This window comes from Methylophaga lonarensis MPL, assembly GCF_000349205.1.
Taxonomy (GTDB): Bacteria; Pseudomonadota; Gammaproteobacteria; order Nitrosococcales; family Methylophagaceae; genus Methylophaga; species Methylophaga lonarensis.
Map to the genome: position 1 here is coordinate 1 of NZ_APHR01000049.1, position 18,604 is coordinate 18,604.

At 48.9% G+C, this 18,604-nt stretch carries 21 protein-coding genes, 1 rRNA gene and 1 riboswitch; of the genes, 13 read left to right on the forward strand and 9 right to left on the reverse strand.

Annotated features, from left to right (window positions below; all coding sequences use genetic code 11):
* Nucleotides 1-224: DUF3465 domain-containing protein (locus MPL1_RS09095; protein WP_009726833.1), on the forward strand; the 224-nt coding region annotated here is incomplete at its 5' end.
* A 3-nt stretch (nt 225-227) separates the two neighbouring features.
* Entirely contained in the window at nt 228-743 is a 516-nt protein-coding gene (locus MPL1_RS09100) for a DNA-deoxyinosine glycosylase (protein WP_009726834.1), read from the forward strand.
* Here MPL1_RS09100 and MPL1_RS09105 read toward each other — a convergent pair.
* From MPL1_RS09105 to MPL1_RS09125, 5 genes are all read right to left on the reverse strand, one after another.
* On the reverse strand, nt 740-1,432 hold the full coding sequence (locus MPL1_RS09105; protein WP_235045566.1) for an EAL domain-containing protein: 693 nt from the start codon (nt 1,430-1,432) through the stop codon (nt 740-742). The genes MPL1_RS09100 and MPL1_RS09105 overlap by 4 nt on opposite strands.
* A 268-nt stretch (nt 1,433-1,700) precedes the next feature.
* Nucleotides 1,701-3,143 carry a sulfate adenylyltransferase subunit CysN gene (cysN, locus tag MPL1_RS09110; protein ID WP_009726836.1) on the reverse strand — a complete coding sequence of 481 codons (1,443 nt, stop codon included), beginning with the start codon at nt 3,141-3,143 and terminating at the stop codon, nt 1,701-1,703.
* Between the two features lies 1 nt (nt 3,144).
* Nucleotides 3,145-4,047, reverse strand: coding sequence for a sulfate adenylyltransferase subunit CysD (gene cysD / locus MPL1_RS09115; protein ID WP_009726837.1), 903 nt, complete (start codon nt 4,045-4,047; stop codon nt 3,145-3,147).
* An 11-nt stretch (nt 4,048-4,058) separates the two neighbouring features.
* Entirely contained in the window at nt 4,059-4,757 is a 699-nt protein-coding gene (locus MPL1_RS09120) for a phosphoadenylyl-sulfate reductase (protein ID WP_009726838.1), read from the reverse strand.
* Nucleotide 4,758: 1 nt separating this feature from the next.
* Nucleotides 4,759-4,983 (reverse strand): sulfurtransferase TusA family protein, encoded by a 225-nt coding sequence (locus MPL1_RS09125; RefSeq protein WP_040577051.1) that lies wholly within the window; start codon nt 4,981-4,983, stop codon nt 4,759-4,761.
* A gap of 315 nt (nt 4,984-5,298) precedes the next feature.
* On the opposite strand from MPL1_RS09125, the gene MPL1_RS09130 reads away from it, so the two are divergent.
* The 6 genes from MPL1_RS09130 (at nt 5,299) to pnuC (ending at nt 10,690) form a co-directional block, all read left to right on the forward strand.
* Nucleotides 5,299-5,778 carry a hypothetical protein gene (locus MPL1_RS09130; RefSeq protein WP_009726840.1) on the forward strand — a complete coding sequence of 160 codons (480 nt, stop codon included), beginning with the start codon at nt 5,299-5,301 and terminating at the stop codon, nt 5,776-5,778.
* 105 nt (nt 5,779-5,883) lie between these two features.
* Nucleotides 5,884-6,801, forward strand: coding sequence for an HTH-type transcriptional regulator CysB (gene cysB, locus MPL1_RS09135; protein WP_009726841.1), 918 nt, complete (start codon nt 5,884-5,886; stop codon nt 6,799-6,801).
* A 100-nt stretch (nt 6,802-6,901) separates the two neighbouring features.
* Complete coding sequence (locus MPL1_RS09140) at nt 6,902-7,471, forward strand: SRPBCC family protein (protein WP_009726842.1); 570 nt, start codon at nt 6,902-6,904, stop codon at nt 7,469-7,471.
* A gap of 92 nt (nt 7,472-7,563) precedes the next feature.
* Nucleotides 7,564-7,672: riboswitch (TPP riboswitch) on the forward strand.
* A gap of 60 nt (nt 7,673-7,732) precedes the next feature.
* Nucleotides 7,733-9,838 carry a TonB-dependent receptor gene (locus tag MPL1_RS09145; protein ID WP_009726843.1) on the forward strand — a complete coding sequence of 702 codons (2,106 nt, stop codon included), beginning with the start codon at nt 7,733-7,735 and terminating at the stop codon, nt 9,836-9,838.
* A gap of 20 nt (nt 9,839-9,858) precedes the next feature.
* Nucleotides 9,859-10,119: a YkoF family thiamine/hydroxymethylpyrimidine-binding protein gene (locus MPL1_RS09150; protein ID WP_009726844.1), complete on the forward strand. Its 261-nt coding sequence runs from the start codon at nt 9,859-9,861 to the stop codon at nt 10,117-10,119.
* On the forward strand, nt 10,112-10,690 hold the full coding sequence (gene pnuC / locus MPL1_RS09155) for a nicotinamide riboside transporter PnuC (RefSeq protein ID WP_009726845.1): 579 nt from the start codon (nt 10,112-10,114) through the stop codon (nt 10,688-10,690). Before MPL1_RS09150 ends, pnuC begins: the two co-directional genes overlap by 8 nt.
* A 1-nt stretch (nt 10,691) precedes the next feature.
* On the opposite strand, the gene MPL1_RS09160 is transcribed toward pnuC, so the two are convergent.
* The 3 genes from MPL1_RS09160 to mtnA are packed head-to-tail and all read right to left on the reverse strand — an operon-like array spanning nt 10,692 to nt 13,333.
* Nucleotides 10,692-11,606 (reverse strand): aminoglycoside phosphotransferase family protein, encoded by a 915-nt coding sequence (locus tag MPL1_RS09160; protein WP_009726846.1) that lies wholly within the window; start codon nt 11,604-11,606, stop codon nt 10,692-10,694.
* Entirely contained in the window at nt 11,600-12,274 is a 675-nt protein-coding gene (locus MPL1_RS09165; RefSeq protein WP_009726847.1) for an SDR family oxidoreductase, read from the reverse strand. Before MPL1_RS09165 ends, MPL1_RS09160 begins: the two co-directional genes overlap by 7 nt.
* Nucleotides 12,275-13,333 (reverse strand): S-methyl-5-thioribose-1-phosphate isomerase, encoded by a 1,059-nt coding sequence (gene mtnA / locus MPL1_RS09170; protein ID WP_040577050.1) that lies wholly within the window; start codon nt 13,331-13,333, stop codon nt 12,275-12,277.
* A 155-nt stretch (nt 13,334-13,488) separates the two neighbouring features.
* Between mtnA and MPL1_RS09175 the strand changes: the two genes are divergently transcribed.
* The 5 genes from MPL1_RS09175 to hpnC are packed head-to-tail and all read left to right on the forward strand — an operon-like array spanning nt 13,489 to nt 18,299.
* The gene (locus tag MPL1_RS09175) at nt 13,489-14,799 is read left to right on the forward strand and encodes a TRZ/ATZ family hydrolase (RefSeq protein WP_009726849.1); all 1,311 of its coding nucleotides are present in this window, start codon (nt 13,489-13,491) and stop codon (nt 14,797-14,799) included.
* 6 nt (nt 14,800-14,805) lie between these two features.
* The gene (gene ubiG / locus MPL1_RS09180; protein WP_009726850.1) at nt 14,806-15,519 is read left to right on the forward strand and encodes a bifunctional 2-polyprenyl-6-hydroxyphenol methylase/3-demethylubiquinol 3-O-methyltransferase UbiG; all 714 of its coding nucleotides are present in this window, start codon (nt 14,806-14,808) and stop codon (nt 15,517-15,519) included.
* Nucleotides 15,516-16,175, forward strand: a complete 660-nt coding sequence (gene gph / locus MPL1_RS09185) for a phosphoglycolate phosphatase (protein WP_009726851.1) — start codon at nt 15,516-15,518, stop codon at nt 16,173-16,175. The genes ubiG and gph overlap by 4 nt, the downstream gene beginning before the upstream one ends.
* Entirely contained in the window at nt 16,166-17,422 is a 1,257-nt protein-coding gene (rmuC, locus tag MPL1_RS09190; protein WP_009726852.1) for a DNA recombination protein RmuC, read from the forward strand. The genes gph and rmuC overlap by 10 nt, the downstream gene beginning before the upstream one ends.
* Entirely contained in the window at nt 17,406-18,299 is an 894-nt protein-coding gene (hpnC, locus tag MPL1_RS09195) for a squalene synthase HpnC (protein WP_009726853.1), read from the forward strand. The genes rmuC and hpnC overlap by 17 nt, the downstream gene beginning before the upstream one ends.
* A gap of 140 nt (nt 18,300-18,439) precedes the next feature.
* Here the strand turns inward: hpnC and rrf are convergent.
* A 5S ribosomal RNA gene (gene rrf, locus MPL1_RS09200) occupies nt 18,440-18,554 on the reverse strand.
* Nucleotides 18,555-18,604 lie beyond the last annotated feature (50 nt).

Genomic DNA, 18,604 nt, shown 5'->3' on the forward strand with positions numbered 1-18,604 from the left:
ATCAGCGCTYWGTGATTGAACTGGAGAGCGGCCATACCTTGCTAATTGCTCACAATATCGAACTTGCACCGCGCATTGACTCACTCAAGACTGGCGACAGTGTGAGTATTTACGGACGTTATGAATGGAACGAGGAAGGCGGTGTGGTGCATTGGACGCATCATGATCCGGCCAATATTCACCCGCATGGCTGGATCAGACATCAAGGTCAGCTGTATCAATAAGCGATGACAGAAAATCTCGATTACGGTTTTGCTCCGATTAGCCATTCAACTGCCAAGGTCCTGATTCTGGGCTCTATGCCAGGTCAACGCTCCTTGCACCAACAGCAGTACTACGCACACCCAAGAAACGCATTTTGGCCAATAATGCAGCAGATCTTTGGCATTGATGCGCAATTGCCTTATCAGCAGCGCTGTCTGCAACTCAGCCATCAAGGCATTGCACTCTGGGATGTGCTGATGGCGTGTCAACGACCTGGCAGTCTTGATCAAAACATTCAGACTGACTCAATTATCACCAATCCGATTGGCAGCTTCTTGAATGAACACCCACATATCCGATGTATTTTTTTCAACGGCGGCAGTGCAGAACAACTGTTCAAAAAGTTTGTATTGGCTGGGCTTTCGCCAGATCAACAAGCAATAACACGATTAAAATTGCCATCGACCAGCCCGGCTCATGCTGCGGTTAATCTTGATGAAAAAGCCAGGGTGTGGCGGCAAGCGCTAACGGATATTTAGGCGTTATAGCATGAGGCGGGCACCTCAGCTATTGACTGAAATGCCGGGCGTGCAAAATAGAATCCCTGAAACAACGTGATGCCCAGATCTTCCAGGGCTTTTAATTCTTCAGCTTCTTCAATGCCTTCGGCAATCACCTCGATCCCTAAATCAGCACACACCTGCAAAATGCCTTTGACGATAGTCTGGCGAGTTCGGTCCAGATGAATGTGCCGTATCAGCGCCATATCCAGTTTGACCAGATCTGTTTGCATATCAGCCAATAGATTGAGTCCGGAATAGCCCGCGCCAAAATCGTCGATAGCAGTTTTAAATCCCTGCTGTTGGTAATATTTAACAATATTTCGCAAGTGATCGTTGTTCTCAATCTTTTCACTTTCTGTGATTTCGAAGATGATCTGATTGATGGGAAATCCATACTGTTCTGCTGCATCCAGTGTGGTCCGAATACACAGCTCAGGCTTGTAAACAGCATTTGGCATGAAATTGATGCTAAGCATGCAGTTCACATCCAACTCAGCAGCCAGCTTGATAGCTTTTACCCGACAGCTTTGATCAAAGCGGTAACGATTACTGTCGTTGACCATTGAAAACACACTGGCAGCAGACTCACCTGCAAGGCCGCGAACCAGAGCCTCCTGGGCAAAAACTGTTTTCTGCCTGACATCGACAATCGGCTGCAACGCCATCGAAAAGTCAAACCCTAGGAGTGAACCGTTTGCGCATTCCTTACAGCCAACAGTTTGGTAGTCATTCGGTTGTTTCATTGTTCAGGCTCAGTTCGTTCAATCGCTGCTTATAACGGTATTACAGCTTCCTGTTTTACACAATCATTTGCTGTGATGCAGTCCACAGTGAGACCTCAAGACATCAAAAAGTTCTTCATGTCGGTGCAGATAATTTAAGGATAAAAAACAGGATTTTGGGACCTGTGATTGCTCACAGGCCCCGTCAGGACTACTTCAGCAATTCGCTGATATCTTTGGCTTGCCAATGCGGGAAATGTTTGCGAATCAGCGCATTGAGTTCAACTTCAAACGCTGAAATATCGGTTGTTGTTATCGCATCATCTGCTCTGGAAGTGAGCGCTTCAGTGATCATTCCGGCACCGACTGTCACGTTAGTGAGTCGGTCGATAATGATAAACGCACCAGTACTGCGATTACGTCTATAGGCGTCAAAGACCACCGGCTTGTTCAAGGCAAACTGACACAAACCTATCTCATTCAGTTTCAGCTCGCTAGCAGTGCTTTGAGCCAGTGTGTTGACATCTACCTGGAAATCAATCGCTTGGACAGAGCCGGCACTGTCGCTCACGCCAACTTTGATGCTGTATTGTTTGTTCGGCACCAACGGTTGCTCATTCATCCACACAACCATCGCTTTGAACTGACTGGAGACATGCGGCTGATGGTCACGATGCACGATCATGTCGCCACGACTGATATCTAGTTCATCCTGCAAGGTGACGGTAACAGCCTCACCCGGAACGGCATGATCCAGCTCACCATCGTAAGTCACCAGAGCTTTGACTTTGCTTTCCTTGCCTGATGGTAGAACGGTGATCTCGTCACCCGGCTTGAGAATACCCGAGGCCAAGGTGCCACAGTATCCACGGAAGTTAAGATTGGGGCGATTGACAAATTGCACTGGAAATCTCAGATCGGTGAAATTGGCATCTTTGTCGATCTCGATGTTTTCCAGAAGCTCCATCAGAGTGCTGCCGCCATACCAAGGCATGTTTTCGCTGTGATGAACCACATTATCACCGGCCAGTGCAGACATGGGCACAAAGTGAATATCTTCGATCTCAAGCTCGCGGGCAAATTCGCTGTAGTCCTTGCGGATGTCATCAAACACTGACTCGCTGAACTCGACCAAATCCATTTTGTTGACTGCCACCACAATATGCTCGATCCCCAACAGTGAGGCGATGAAGCTATGTCTGCGTGTTTGTGTCTGAACGCCATAGCGCGCATCGATCAAGATCACGGCCAATTGGCAAGTCGATGCACCGGTAGCCATATTGCGCGTGTATTGCTCATGGCCAGGGGTATCCGCGATGATGAACTTGCGTTTGGTGGTTGAAAAATAACGGTAGGCAACATCGATGGTAATGCCTTGCTCACGCTCGGCCTGAAGACCATCGACCAGCAATGCCAGGTCGACTTGCTCACCTGTAGTACCAGACTTGGCGCTGTCACGAGTCACCGCTTCCAGCTGATCTTCATAGATCATTTTTGAATCATGCAGCAAACGACCAATCAGGGTGCTCTTGCCATCATCGACGTTACCGCAGGTCAAAAATCGCAACAGCTCCTTGTTTTCATGTTGCTTCAGATAAGCTTCGATATCTGTCGCAATCAAGCTATCGGTTTGGTAAGAACTATCGGTAGTCATACTAGAAGTAACCCTCTTGTTTTTTCTTCTCCATGGAACCTGCCTGATCGTGATCAATGGCACGGCCCTGACGCTCTGATGTCGTTGTGAGCAGCATCTCCTGGATGATTTCTGGCAGCGTATCCGCGGACGATTTGACTGCGCCGGTCAATGGATAACAGCCAAGTGTTCTGAAGCGGACTTTTTCCATTCTGGGCGTTTGGCCCTCGGGAATACGCATTCGCTCATCGTCCACCATGATCGTCAGCCCGTTGTAGTCAACCACAGGTCGCTCGGCCGCGTAGTAGAGAGGCACAATAGGGATCTGCTCCAGATAGATGTATTGCCAGATATCCAGCTCGGTCCAGTTGGACAGTGGGAACACCCGGATACTCTCGCCCTTGTCGATTTTTGAGTTGTAGATGTTCCACAACTCTGGTCGCTGGGCTTTGGGATCCCAACGATGATTTTTGTCGCGGAAAGAATAGACACGCTCTTTGGCACGTGATTTTTCCTCATCACGCCTTGCCCCACCAAATGCCGCATCGAAGCCATATTTGTTGAGTGCCTGTTTCAGCGCATCGGTTTTCATAATGTCGGTGTAACGGGCATGGTCAAAAGGGTTGATACCGGCTTCTTTGCCTTCCTGGTTGGTATGCACAATCAATTCCAGGCCCAGCTCTTTGGCTCGATCATCGCGAAATTTGATCATTTCCCTGAATTTCCAGGTCGTGTCGATGTGCATCAGCGGAAACGGCGGTTTACCTGGAAAGAAAGCTTTCATCGCCAGATGCAACATCACCGCTGAATCTTTGCCGATTGAGTAGAGCATGACCGGATTTTCAAATTCGGCCGCTACCTCACGAATGATATGAATACTTTCAGCTTCAAGCTGCTTGAGATGTGTCAGTTGTTTAGGTGTCATTCTCTGTCCTGTTACTTGGTCTTGACGTGCAAACCACATTCTTTTGATTCGGGGTTTTCCCACCACCAGCGACCGGCGCGAATATCTTCACCAGGTGTCACCGCTCGTGTGCATGGGGCACAGCCGATGCTGGCATAGCCATCGTCATGCAGCGAATTGTAGGGTACGCCAAAAGCACGGATGTACTTCCAGACGTCACCGTTTGACCAGTCGGTTAGTGGGCTGAACTTTTGCAGTGCGTGTTCCTCATCCCACTCAGAAATCGGCAAGGTTTTTCGAGTCACTGACTGGGAGCGACGCATGCCGGTTAACCATGCTTTTTTGCCACTGAGCGCACGTTTCAGGGGGGCCACTTTTCTGATACCGCAGCATTGCTTGCGCAATTCAACGCTGTCATAAAAGGCATTCGGTCCGTTGTGTGTTACAAAAGTTTCTATCGCTGTGGCATCCGGATAGTACACCTGAACTTCAAGCTGGTAATGCTGCTTCGCAAGCTGCATCAAATCATAGGTCTGCTTGGGTAAACGGCCAGTATCAAGCGTAAAAATTTCAATACCGGGTGCATAGCGACTAATGAGATCCATTAGAACCATGTCTTCAGCCCCATAACTGCTGGCAAGTGTTGCCGGGCTGTAGTTAGCCTCGATGTCCTGGAGCAGCGCTTTCACTGACTCGACTTTGCTTCTTAAAGCATCTGAAATTTCAGTCATTTCATTTTGTCACTTCTATTATTGTGGTTCCAGCCTCGCTTGAGATGACTGTGGATTGGCAGTTATCCGCTGCGAGGTTTTTGCGGATGGTCGAGACGGCATCGTCATTGAGACGAAACCGTATTTTTTGACCAACCCTGCAGTGTTGCATGGTTTCTCTTGCCTTGATGGTGTGCATCGGGCACCCCAAAAGGGTCAAATCAACAATGTGTTCGTTTTCAGTCATGGTACGAATCCACAAGGCATGTTTGTCAGCAAGCTGCTCTACTGACAGTGAACTTTTAACAAGGAAATTATTAAATTTAGTCGTGCATTTTAGCATCGGACAATATTCAGGCAATGAATAATGTCGACTATGCTTAACAGAAAAAACTATATAAGAATTAAGATATCCAGGGCTTTTGCCCCAGCATCGGCATGATCAGTCAATCATGCTGAATTCAGTTCTGGTTCAGAATGCAAGGCACATACTTCCATTCACACGCTCTTCACACAAGTTGAGACAAGCTCTGGCTCAATCGTGATTTGACTGGGAGGCCTTATGAAAAGCATCGCCTTATCGCTTGCTATCAGCATGACCATGTTGCTGGTGTCAATCTCGATCTTGTACAACCCGCCCACCCCGCTGCTGAATTACTGGTTGGCAAACAACATTAGTCAAAGTACAAATTTTACCACTGTCAACAACAGTGCGCTTACCACTAACAATACTTGCCATCCAGAACGACCTGTTGCAGTGATGCTTGATGCACACTCGCCACAGCCAAACATGTTCTATCTGGGCGAGGCAAACAGCGACAAAGCCAATGAGCTTCTGAAAGCTGCTGATTGCACGCACACAGAGCTGCACAGACCGTCCAGCAGATTGCTCAAGTATGACGCCATGCGAACAATGCAAGATGGCAAGTTTATTCTGGTGTTTCATCCCCAGCTGGACGATGTGCTGGTGTTTGAGATGTCTGCTCAGCAACAAATAATGCAGACCGAACCCACGCCCTCTGGCACTATCATCGAAATGTAAACAGCGGAATATAAAAAACAGTCGGACGGGCGTGATTTATTTTTCACTTGGCTTATAATAAATAGAGTTATTTATCAACGTAGATAATAATAAAAACGGATATAGATGAAACTTCAGCAATTGAAATACGTCCGGGAAGTCGCCAGGCGCGGCTTGAGTATCTCTGCAGCAGCAAATGCCCTTTATGCATCACAGCCAGGCGTGAGCAACCAGATACAGCAACTGGAAAGTGAACTGGGCCTCCTGGTTTTTGAGCGGCACGGCAAGCGTCTAACCGCAATCACACCGATGGGTGAAGCCGTGATCGCCATGGCAGAAAGAGTCTTGCTTGAAGTCGAAAACATCCGACAACTGGCTGCGGATAATCGTCATGAAAACAAAGGCACCCTCTCCATCGGTACCACCCACACACAAGCACGCTATGCACTGCCAGCAGCTATTCAGGAATTTTCAAAGCATTACCCGGATGTGCATCTGAACATGGTTCAAGGCACACCCACCGAAGTGGCCGAGATGGCTTCAACCGGTCATGTCGATATCGCTATCGCGACTGAAGGTTTGTCACAATTTGAAAATCTGGCAATCCTGCCTTGCTACCAGTGGAACCGCTCAGCTCTGGTCACACCAGGTCATCCCCTGCTTGAACAACCACTGACCCTCGAAGCACTGTCCGAATATCCATTGCTCACCTACGTGATGGGCTTCACCGGGAGAGCACAGCAGGATATGGCATTTACCGAGCGCGGACTGAGACCCAATGTCGTATTCACAGCAACGGATGCCGATGTTATCAAGACCTATGCCGCACTTGGCTTAGGCGTAGGCATCATCGCAAGCATGGCTTTTGATGCGGAAAAAGATGCACCGCTCATTGCACTGGATGCCAGCCATTTGTTTCAATCCAGTACGACTCACATGGGGATTCGCAAAGGCAGCTATTTGCGCGGCTTCAGCTATGCTTTTATCCAGTATTTTGCCCCGCATCTAAGCCGCGATGTGATCAGTGAAGCCATCAGATTATGAATTTTTCACTTGGTCTGAACATGGACTAATGATAGTTTTAACGGGCTGAAAATTCAGTATTACCAATCGTTTAATCAACTGATAACTATAAGGACTATTCATGAAAGCTGTACTTCGCGGGCTGATGCTGGGCCTGTTCCTGGTTCCTTCACTGGTGATGGCGCACGGCGCATCTCGTCTGCAAATCGAAGAATCTGTCACCATCAATGCTGACCCTGCCACTGTCTGGGCGGCAATCAAGGATTTCGACAGCATCCACACTTGGCATCCAGCAGTGCTGGCTACTGAAGCGCAAGGCGGTAATGAGCCAGGCGCAACACGCACTCTGATTCTGGAAAATGATCTCACCGTCGGCAATGTACTCAACCGTTATGATGCTGACAAAATGAGCTTTCAATACGACATCACCGAAATGAGCGCTGTCGGTGAAGTTGATATTCATGGCGAAATGGTTGAAATCCCAGTGGTTCCTGTCAGCCGCTACAAAGGCTGGGTATCTGTGAAAGCTGATGGCGCAGGTAGCAAAGTCACCTTCTTGGGCAAATTTTTCCGTGGCTACACCGGTAACCACCATGAGCCAGAAGAGTTGAATGACGCCACAGCACGTGCTGCTATCAGCGGCATGTACCGTGCGGGTCTTGATAACCTGAAGGCACAACTGGAAAATTAATTTCCAAACAGACTTTACCCTAAAAAGGCGCTATGACAGCGCCTTTTTTATTCGTCAAATTCTCCAATTTTCTGTATATTTCAAGCTTTGTTACACAAGCCTCGGGGTGGTCATTTTGACCTGAGATCCTCTCACCGGAGATGGAACCCGATGAACCTGATCCAGTTAATACTGGCGTAGGGACAGGCTGATCCTGATATACCATTCACCGGTAATACATCCCGATCTCCTGTTCTTTTTATCGAGATAAAAAGGATAGACATGCACCACAAACACCTTTCTGTCATTGTCATGACAAGTCTGGCTATTGCCACAGCCAACGCCGATGATCTGACACAATTACCATCAATGACCGTTGACGCGGATTTGCGTGGTATTGACCTTTCCGAAATCGCTGCCAGCGTCACCATCCTCGACGAAAACGAAATTCAGGATCGTGGAGCCAGCCATTTTTCTGATGTGCTGTTGCAACTCCCCAACGTCAATTTTTCTGGTGAAGGCTCATTGCCCAGACATATTCAGATTCGCGGCATGGGTGAGCGTGATGAATACACCGGAGCACCCAACGCAAGTGTCGGGTTTGCCATTGATGGTATCGACTTCAGTGGTATCGGCATGCCTGCCAGCCTGTTTGATGTTCAACAGGTCGAAGTGCTGAGAGGCCCTCAGGGAACACGTTATGGTGCCAACGCGCTGGCTGGACTTATCAATATCAAATCCAACGCTCCATCAGCACAACGAGAAACACTGCTGGAAGTGACCGGTGGTCAGGATAATCTGCGTGAGTTTGGTTTGATGACTACTGGCGCCTTCAATGAAGACAGTGACCGCGCCTTGTATCGCCTGTCGCTGTTTCGTCATTTGAGTGATGGTTTCCGCAAAAATGATTTTTTGGACCGGGACAACACCAACAATCGTGATGAACTCTACCTGCGTGGCCAGTTGAGTTTTCAGTTGACCGATACCAGTCAGCTGGATTTGACACTACTGCATGCCAATATTGATAACGGCTACGATGCCTGGTCGTTGAACAATAATCGCCGAACACTGACTGATGAGCCAGGTGATGACAAACAACGGTCATCTGCCATTGCGGCCAAGTTCACCCTGTCGGGTTTTCAGGCTTTTGATCTGATTAGCACCAGCACCTATGCCGATTCCAGTCTGAAATACAGCTATGATGGTGACTGGGTGCATCCAGGGTTTTATCCAACGCCTTTTGTTTATAACTTCAGTAATAACAAACAACGTGAAACCTTCAGTCAGGAGTTTCGTTTTGTTTCCAAACCAGAACAGCGGATTTTCAATCAATCGACAGATTGGCTGACCGGGATTTATTTTTCCAACCTGCGGGAGCGTAATCGGACAGCCGAAGAATTTGTCGATGATTTCACTGGCGGTGATTTATTCACGGACTCAGGTAGTACCCGGTTTAATTCCAACAATATTGCGGTATTTGGTCAATTGGATCATCACCTTGATGATGCCACGGTAGTGTCTGGTGGCTTGCGTGTCGAACACAATCGCCAGCGCTTTAGTAGCAGTGCGAGTGAACGCTTTTCGCCCAGCAACAATATGATTGGCGGTCATATCAGTATCAGCCACCAACTCACTGAACAACACAATGCCTACGCAGCCATCTCTCGTGGCTACAAGGCGGGTGGCTTTAATACCGGTCTGCCAGCCAACGCCAGTAATGAATTCATCAAATACGATAAAGAAACCGCCTGGAACTATGAGCTGGGGCTGAGATCCAGTTTCTTAGAAAGACGTGTTAATACTGCGGTTACCCTGTTCTACATGGATCGTCGCAAGCCTCAGTTTGATGGCTACACTTTTGATCCGACTGGCGAAACATTCAGTTATGTATTTTTCACCGAAAACCTCGACAAAGCCAAAAACTACGGTATTGAGGCGGAAGCAGACTGGCAAGTAACGCGTGACTGGAAACTGTTTGGCTCACTGGGGCTGCTGAAAACCAAAGTCAGCGGCCAGCCAGTCAATAGTGAATTTACCATCAGTTCAAGAGAGCAGGCGCATGCACCAAGTTATCAATACAATGTCGGTGCTCTCTATCGAAATGTCAGTGGCTATTTTGCTCGCGTTGATGTGACCGGTGTCGATGCTTTTTACTATGACAATGTCCACAACTTTCGTTCCAGTCGCTACACACTGACCAATGCTCGCCTTGGTTATGAGAGCAATCAGTGGGAAATATACCTGTGGGGTCGTAATATCTTCGATCGCAAATACGCCACACGTGGCTTTTTCTTCACGAATGAGCCGAGTTATTCTGAGCCAGCACAGGGCTATGAAAAAATCGCGCCGGGCCGCCAGTTTGGTGTCACCGCAAGGCTGCGTTTCTAAACTCAAAAGGTCATGACAGTATGCGCGTTTCAGTTGATATCAGCCTGTACCCACTCACCGAGTCCTACGTTGAGCCGATCCTCAGGTTCATCGACAAGTTGGAGCGTAATCCAAAATTACAGGTGGTACGAAACAGTTTAAGCACCCAGATTTTTGGTGACTATGCTGATGTGATGGCCGCAATGGATAAGGAAATTGAAGCCGTATTTTCAGTGATGCCTGACAGTGTATTTGTTTTAAAACTGGTCGGACATGACCGTTATCCGGTGAGTGATGATTGATCAGCTCATCAGCTGGGAAACCCTGGCTGCCAGCTTGGGCATCGCCTATATTCTACTGGCAGCCCGTGAATCACAGTGGTGCTGGCCAGCGGCCTTTATCAGCACGCTGATTTATACCGTATTGTTCTGGGAAGGTCGCTTGCCCATGCAGGCATTACTTAATTTTTACTACATGGGCATGGCGGGCTATGGTTTTTGGTTATGGCATCACGGCAACCAGGTTGCTGGTGCCGTAGTGATTCATGAATGGCCATGGCGCAATCACCTGATTTATCTCAGTGTGGGTTTATTACTGACACTTGTCATTGGTTATGTGCTCACTCAACACTACCAGACACAATATCCATACCTCGATGCTGGCATCACCGTATTTGCCATGTTAAATACCTGGCTGATGGCACGTAAAGTCATCCAGAACTGGTTGTATTGGCAAGTGATTAATTCCGCATCGATTGTGCTGTATCTGCTGACTGGTTATCTGGCCACCGTGCTGATGTTCAGTATTTACCTGTTGTTGTCGTTCCACGGATATGTCAGCTGGAAAAAGCGAATCCGTCTGCAGTTAAGTTAACTCACAGATAATGCGGAGCATGCATCCATTTTTGCACGTCTTTTTCACCCAACACATTCATTAAAAACAACATCATCCGATAGGGTGCACGCACAATATCCAGTACTGGCAGCGGACAATATTGCTGATATTGTTCTGTGAATATGCGCCATTGGTCTGCCGTTAACAGATACTCCAGCAGGACAAACTCCATCTCCACCGGCCCCCAGACAAATGCATCAAGATCGACCAGGGCAGCCAGTTGTCCTTCATGCATCAGAAACTGATCCCATCGCAGATCAGGCATGATCGGTGAAAACACAGCAGGTCGACAGAGCAATGCCTGCTGAGTCATGGCATCAAGCAATTCCTTAGCCACAAAGTTTTGTTTACTGGCCAGTGACAGCATGCTGTCACGCAGTCGAACAGGCCAGAGTTCAGCGGTGAAATCGGCGCTTGCCAGACTCCCCCACTGACTTTGTTGCTGCGCATGCAGACTCGCCAGATGTCGAGCCAGATCTCGTACAGATGCATCTGTCACGGCATCGTTGGTCAAGGCCTTGCCAGCCAAGGCTTCTGCCATGACATAGCCTGGATACATGCCTTCATGGCAACTGGCTCCGGCGGCTAACAACGCTGGAATGCTTAAGGGTGAATGCTGGTTGATAAACCCGTAGACGAGATCAAATTTCTGCATTTGCACCGGCAAGTGCAAATCAAACAGTAATCGCATACCGGTCCAGAACGTTGATTCTTCTACCCACTGCAAATCGCACAGCTTGAGCACCAGTCGCCCTGAATCAGTTTCCAGAAGCCAGGTGCTGTTGGTGCTGTCTTCATACGGCGACATCAACCTGACCGCCTTGTTGAAATCCGGTAAGGTTTCTTGCTGCTGTTCGCTCAGAAAACTATAGGGGCTGCGGTTGAAATCTACCAAGGCAATCTTTCGCCATTGGTGTGCCAGAAACCACCGCTGGTCTCCAGAGTCAGCTCATCCATCCGCGCTATCAGTCCGGCCGCTGATTCATCGGTATCGATCAGACCTCCATAGCCAGTCATCGCTGTGCGTACCCAGCCTGGATGCAAGATCGCTACCGCAATACCTCTTGGTTTGAGATCAATAGACAGCGACTTGCCAGCGGCATTCACTGCCGACTTTGACATTCTGTAAGCATAACTGCCGCCCGAGTCATTGTCCTCAATCGATCCCATTCGACTTGTGATAATGCCAACCTTACTGCCCTGTTTCAGGTTATCGAGCAATGCCTGGGTGGTCATCAACGGCCCCAGACTGTTGACCTTGTACATGTGCACAAAATCGTCAATGGTGTTGGAATTAATATCATTAATGCCCAAGCCGGCGGCGACTCCGGCGTTGTTAATCAGCCAGTCAATAGTTCTGCCTGCCAGCTTTTCTCTGAGTTTGGCCAGGCTTTCAATCGAGCTGACATCAACCCCATCAATAACCTCGACATTCAATGCATCCAGTTCAGCCGAAGGTTGTCTACAGGTGGCGATAACATGCTCACCTCTGGCCGCTAGCTGTTGCGCCAGAGCCAAACCAATGCCTCGACTGCATCCGGTTATCAGGACTGTTTGCGACATTTACATGTTCCTCCCATTTTGAAGTGCTTTCATTGTTTCAACAGTGGGCTGACGCACCACACCCGCCTCGGTGACAATGACATCAATCAATGATGCTGGCGTGATATCAAACGCAGGGTTTACGGCATCAATGCCCTCTGGGGCAATCTGTTTTTCTGCAAGTTGTGTGACCTCTGCCGGGCTGCGTTGTTCGATTGGAATGAGATCACCATCACTTAATTGCCAATCAATCGTTGATGTTGGCGCCACCACCATAAAGCCAATACGGTGATATTTTGCCAATATCGCCAGGCCATAGGTGCCGATTTTATTAGCAACATCGCCATTTGCAGCGATTCGATCAGCCCCAACAATGATCCAGCTGATACGCCCTGATGCCATCAGAGACGCCGCTGCCACATCGGCATTCAAGCTGCAGGCAATGTTCTCGTTCAACAACTCCCAGGCTGTCAATCTGGCGCCTTGTAACCAGGGTCTCGTTTCGTTGACATGGACATGTTCGATACGACCCTCTGCAACACCTTGTCGAATCACGCCCAAGGCCGTGCCAAAACCGCCTGTTGCCAAAGCTCCGGCATTGCAGTGAGTCATCACCTGTGAGCCGGTCTCAATCAGTTCAGCACCCAACCGGCCCATTTGGTGATTAGCTTCAATATCAGATTGATGAATCTGTACTGCCAACTCAAGCAATTGCTGCTCCGGCGCCTGTTCATCTGGTAATGCCAAATAAAGATCCGACATCTTATCCAGTGCCCACTTCAGATTAACTGCGGTTGGGCGTGATGCTTCAAGCCTTGCAATCGGTGCAGTCATGGCTTGCTTCCAATTGACTCCGGCAATATTCCAAGCATGACGTGCAGCCAAAACAACTGCATAGGCGGCGGTAATTCCAATCGCAGGCGCTCCGCGAACGACCATGTCATGGATGGCGTGAGCGACTGTATTGGCATCATCAAATGTTAACCAAACCGTTTCAGCGGGCAAGCGCCGCTGATCCAATAAACAAAGTCGCCCATCTCGCCACTCAACTGGCTGAATTGAAGTTTTTGTCTTGTCCACACTGACCCCAATAACAAAAAGCAGACTTTGCTTAACTGCGTCCAACGTACTTTAAATAAATAGTATTAATAGTAACTTATGTACGGCTTATCCGCACCAACAAAGCAGCAAGCTTGTTAGGTATTCGTCATAGACGACAGGTATAATCCAGGGCTATGAAAAATGTCGATCTGATTCTCAAATCTCGCTGGCTTTTGCCTGTTGATGCTTCGCGTTCTCTGCTTGAAAATCATGCGCTGGTGATACACGAGGGACGTATCGTCGATATCTTGCCCAGCGCAGATATTGCTCTTCACTACCAGTGCCAACAGATCCTTGATTATCCAAACCACTGTCTAATGCCAGGGCTGATCAATAATCACACCCACAGTCCGATGTCACTATTCCGGGGACTGGCAGATGATCTACCATTGATGACCTGGCTCAATGAGCATATCTGGCCCGCAGAGGCCAAATTTATAGGCGATGCTTTTGTCGAAGCAGGCAGCAAACTGGCTATCGCGGAAATGTTGCGGGGTGGAACAACCTGTTTCAACGATATGTATTTTTTCCCGGAAGCAACTGCCCGAGTTGTCGACAGTAGTGGGATTCGAGCCAACCTTGGCATGGTCGTGCTTGAGTTCCCAACCGCATGGGCACGCGATGCCGATGAATACTTGCTGAAAGGTCAGCAGCTTCATGACCACTATCGCAATCATCCAAGAATCACGACCTCCTATGCCCCACATGCTCCCTATACGGTCTCCAATAAGACTCTGGAAGCGATTATCGTCAATGCTGAAGAAATGGATCTCAGCATTCAGATGCATATTCATGAAACGGCAGATGAAATCGACAGCAGCCAGCAGCAATTCGGCATGCGTCCACTGAAAAGACTTCATCAACTAGGCCTGCTGTCACCCCGTTTAACGGCTGTCCACATGACACAGCTCACTGAACAAGAGATTACGCTTTGTGCGGATACCGGGATTCATATTGCTCATTGCCCGGAATCCAATATGAAACTGGCCAGCGGCTTTTGTCCGGTTGCTCAATTGGCTGAACATGGCATCAACATCACTATCGGCACCGATGGCGCAGCATCGAACAATGATCTGGATATGTTTTCTGAACTCCGGCAGACAGCGCTACTGGCAAAAGCAGTGGCCGCAAATCCCAGCGCCATCCCAGCAATTGAAGCCATCGAAATGGCAACCATCAATGCCGCCAGATCAATGGGCATAGACAACAGCACTGGCTCGCTGGAGACCGGCAAAGCTGCTGATATCATCGCGGTCAATCTCAATGAGCTGGAAACACAGCCCTGTTATGACATCACCTCCCAGTTGGTTTATGCCTGTAGCCGTGACAAAGTCACCGATGTTTGGGTGGCAGGCAAACAGCTGATGAAACAACGTCAGCTGACCACACTTGATGTTCATCAAATTGTCGACGATGCGCGACAATGGGCCAGTCAAATAAGGTAAATGTGCATGAGTCAAATCGATCAAAACGTCGACCCTGTTGAAGTTGCAAAATTTGATGCGCTTGCAGACAGTTGGTGGGACCCTCACGGTCAATCAAGACCGCTCCATGAAATCAACCCGTTGCGACTTCAATACATCACTGACTGCAGTTCTGGACTTGAGCGTGCCAAAGTCATCGATGTGGGCTGTGGCGGCGGCATTTTATCCGAGGCGATGGCAAAGGCCGGTGCGGAAGTAACGGCAATAGACATGGGCGAAATGCCGCTCAATGTGGCACGCCTGCATGCCTTGGAATCTGGTCTGACCATTGACTATCAACAATCAACCGCTGAGGCGATGGCGGCCCGTAGTGCAAATAGCTTTGATATTGTCACCTGCATGGAAATGCTGGAACACGTGCCAGATCCTGCTACCGTCATCCAGGCTTGCGCCATACTGGCAAAACCAGGCGGCGATATTTTCTTCTCAACGCTCAACCGTCACCCCAAAGCCTGGCTGCTCGCCGTATTTGGCGCTGAATATTTACTCAATATTCTGCCCAAAGGCACTCACGACTATCAGCGGTTCATTCGCCCCTCAGAGTTGGCAGCATGGTGCCGGGCATCCGGGTTACAGGTGATGAATATTACCGGTATCAACTATCAACCGCTCAGCAAACAATTCCGGTTGGGGCAGGATGTAGATGTGAATTATTTGATGCATTGTCGATTGCTGCCATGATTATCTCGACATTCGATGTTGTCTTGTTTGATCTTGACGGGACATTGATTGATACCGCCCCAGATCTTGGCTATGCGTTGAATGGTCTGTTGCAAGCACATGGTCATCAGCCATTGGATCATGCCAGAATCAGACCCTATGCCAGTCATGGCAGTGCTGGTTTGATTAAGCTGGGTTTCGGAGTGAGCACTGACCATCCTGATTACCCGGCATTGCAACAACAGTTTTTACAAATCTATGCCGATAATATTGCCCGTGAAACCAGATTATTCCTTGGCATGGAACAAGTGCTTACATCTCTGCAGCAGCGGGGTATCCGTTGGGGAATCGTCACCAATAAGCCCGCTTTCCTGACCGATCCCTTAACTCAGGCCTTGGGTTTAACCGAACAGGCAAGCTGCATTGTCAGCGGTGATACAACTCAACACAGCAAGCCACATCCTGAGCCTTTATTGTACGCAGCAGAACTGCTGAACACTGCCGCAGCCAACTGTCTGTATATCGGCGATGCTGAACGCGACATTATCGCTGCGCAACGCGCGCACATGCGCTCGGTGGTTGCCCTTTATGGCTACCTTGGTGAACATGACAAGCCTGAAAGCTGGCAGGCGGACTGCATGATCAATCACCCTCATGAGATATTGCAATGGATTTAATGCTCCTGCTACTGGCGCTGGTTTCAGGGCTGGCTATCGGCTTCACCATTCGCCAATTCAGAATTCGCAAACTTGAAGCGGACAATGCTGAATTAGAGTTGAGACTGGCAATCGCATCGGAGAACAAATCGAACCTGGATGCCTTGCTCGCTCAAACACAGCAGCAGTTAGCAATCACTTTCAATCAACTCTCCAACGAGGCGCTCAATCGCAACAATGATCAGTTCCTGAAACTGGCTGAAGAAAACCTCAAACGATTTCAGAGTGAAGCTAAAGCCGATCTGAGCAGCAAAGAGAAAGCTATTGAGCAATTGCTTAAACCGATCAACGAAGCCTTGCAGCAAACCAGTAAACAAATTCAGGACATTGAAAAAGAACGCAAACAGGCTTATGGCAGCTTGAGTGCCACGATTTCGCAAATGACACAAAGCCAGCAACAACTGCAACAGGAAACACAGAATCTGGTGCAGGCCTTAAGACGTCCAGAAGTTCGAGGTCAATGGGGCGAAATGACCCTGCGTCGTCTGGCAGAATTGAGTGGCATGGTCGCCCACTGTGACTTTTTTGAACAAACACACACCCAGACAGAGACTGGCAGCATTCGACCGGACATGATTGTACGCTTACCTGAAAAGCGGGAAATCATCGTTGATGCAAAAACTCCGCTGGACGCTTATCTCTCGGCAGTTCAGGCCAAAGACGATTCGATTCGCCAACAGGAGTTAAAACGACACGCGCAGATCATTCGCAACCGTGTGCGTGAACTGGCACGCAAAAATTACTGGGCTGAATACAGTAACTCACCAGAGTTTGTGGTGCTGTTTATCCCGGGTGAACAATTTCTTGCCGCAGCACTTGAGGTAGATCCGGCCCTGCTGGAAGACAGCATGAACCAGAACATCATTCTGGCAACCCCGACCAACTTTATTGCCTTGTTGCGTGCCGTTTCCTATGGCTGGAAACAGCAGGCACTGGCCGAAAATGCCGAAAATATTCGCGAGCTCGGTGAAACCCTGTACAAGCGCCTGGCCACATTTGGCGGACATCTCGAGAGCCTGGGCAAAAGCCTTGGAAGTAGCGTCAACCACTTTAATAAAGCCGTCGGTTCATTGGAAAGACAGGTATTGCCTGGCGCTCGAAAATTTACCGAAATGGGCATTAGCAGCAAGACTGAAATCAGCGATCTCCCCCCGGTTGAGAATCTTCCTCGACAGGTCCAGAACAGCACCGATGACTCAAATACTTAGTGTAGATTCGGCATATTCTCACTGCCTCAAGCTTGCTCAAAGCCACTACGAAAACTTTCCGGTAGCGTCGATACTTTTACCAAAGTATCTGCGTAAGCCCATAGCAGCGATCTATGCATTTGCGAGGACAGCTGATGACTATGCCGATGAGGGCGATTTGCCGGCCGCAATGCGTATACAGCAACTGGATCAGCTCAGTGCTCAGCTAAAGCAGATACAGACTGGCGGTTATAGCGGCAATGATCCGATTTTCATTGCCCTGCAAGACACTGTTCAGCACTTCAAGCTGCCGGTACAGTTGCTCGAAGATTTGCTGATCGCATTTCGACAGGACGTTAATCAAAATCGCTATCAAAGCTTTGATGAACTGCTCAACTATTGCCGCTACTCTGCCAATCCGGTCGGTCGACTTGTTCTCTATTTAGCTGGAGAGCCCAGCTCACAGCAGTTGGCTCAGTCTGACGCCGTGTGCACCGCACTGCAATTAATCAACTTCTATCAGGATATTGTGCAAGACCTGACCGAACAAAACAGGTTGTACCTCCCCTTACAGGAACTGTCAGAGCATCACCTGACAGAACAGGATATTCTCAAACCAGATACTCGACAGCTTACACCGGTTTTACGCAGCCTTTATCAACGAACGGCTAATATCATGGCTAATGGGGTGCTGCTTGGAACCACAATCCCCGGCAGGCTGGGCTGGGAAATTCGCGCCATGACACTGGGCGGTGTGACCACTTTGGCTAAACTTCAAAGTCAGCCCGATCATCAACTATTAAACCGTCCCAGACTGAGTCGAATCACACTGTTCGGCGTGCTGATGAATGCCTTCAGCTTAAAGCGCTATGATTCTCGTATCCAAAGTCTCTTGTAACGATTCGATTTTTCAGCCCATATTATCGGTTTCACGGTAGCTATTGGCATCATCCCCGATATCGTTATCGCTACTGGTACTAAAGCTCAGACAAAAAAAAAACCCGGACCTCAAAGAGGACCGGGTATTTTCATATAAAAACCTGGCAGTGACCTACTTTCACATGGGAACTCCCACACTATCATCGGCGCTGAGTCGTTTCACTACTGAGTTCGGGATGGGGTCAGGTGGTGCCAACTCGCTATGGCCGCCAGGCATAATCGCTTGTCTGCATTGCAGACTGTTCGGAAAGTAACTCAGCGATG